Annotated in this window: 1 protein-coding gene; it reads right to left on the reverse strand. The window is 55.1% G+C overall.

Annotated features, from left to right (window positions below):
- Positions 1 to 5: 5 nt before the first annotated feature.
- Positions 6 to 414 (reverse strand): urease accessory protein UreG (gene ureG, locus FDW87_RS22055; RefSeq protein WP_252363067.1); only part of this gene is annotated, 409 nt, incomplete at its 5' end.

A 414-nucleotide genomic window follows, 5' to 3' on the forward strand; every position in this document is an offset into this window, starting at 1 on the left:
ACTCTCTACTCCCGCAGCATCCCTTTCTCTTCCAGAAACGCGATAATTTTTTCCAGACCCTCTCCGGATTTTAAATTACTAAACGTCCACGGACGCTCGCCGCGCATGCGTAGGGTATCGCGCTCCATCACCTCCAGCGAGGCGCCCACGTAAGGGGCCAGATCGGTTTTATTGATCACCAGAAAATCAGATTTGGTGATCCCCGGGCCACCCTTACGCGGGATCTTCTCACCTTCGGCAACGTCGATCACATAGATCGTCAGATCCGCTAATTCCGGGCTGAAGGTGGCGCTCAGGTTATCGCCGCCGCTTTCCACAAAAATCAGATCCAGATTGCCGAATTTCTCGCTCAGCGCCTCTACGGCGGCCAGATTCATCGACGCATCTTCACGGATAGCGGTGTGCGGGCAACCG

This window comes from Citrobacter sp. wls826, assembly GCF_005281245.1.
Lineage (GTDB): Bacteria > Pseudomonadota > Gammaproteobacteria > Enterobacterales > Enterobacteriaceae > Citrobacter > Citrobacter braakii.